This is a genomic window from Micromonospora thermarum (assembly GCF_012034245.1).
In the GTDB taxonomy this organism is placed as follows: Bacteria; Actinomycetota; Actinomycetes; order Mycobacteriales; family Micromonosporaceae; genus Micromonospora; species Micromonospora thermarum.
The window spans coordinates 1-404 of record NZ_JAATEO010000110.1 but is presented as its reverse complement, the minus strand read 5'-3'; the positions used below and the strand labels follow the sequence as shown (position 1 = coordinate 404).

1 pseudogene is annotated in these 404 nt (G+C 67.6%); it reads right to left on the bottom strand.

From position 1 onward, the window contains the following. Window positions 1–377, bottom strand: a pseudogene (locus tag HCJ94_RS29430) (hypothetical protein); the annotation flags it as partial. Between the last annotated feature and the right edge of the window lie 27 nt (window positions 378–404).

Here is a 404-nt window from a genome sequence, read left to right as displayed (position 1 = left end):
CGCTGCTGGAACAGGCCCTGCGAGTCGTGGTCGTTGCGCTCACCCAGGTGACCCAGGTTCTCCAGCTTGGACTCCTGCAGCGCGGTGGCGATGGCCACCACGGCGGCCCGCTCGTCCATGTCGGCCTTCTTCGTCGCGGCGATGATCGCCTTGACGTTGCCGATCTGCTCGTCGTCCAGGTCGATGCGCGACTGCTCGCCCTGCACGCCGTGCGGGATCAGCTTCGCCGTGTCCGGCTTGTCGGCCTGCACGGCGGCGATCGACGTGGCGCCGACCGTACCGGTGGTGGTGTCGTGGTTCAGCGGACCGGCGGCGAGACCACCGGCGACGGCCAGACCAGCGATACCGAGAACGCTCTTACGCAGCATCGTGTTCATCACGAGAAGCTCCATTCGGGGGAAGGC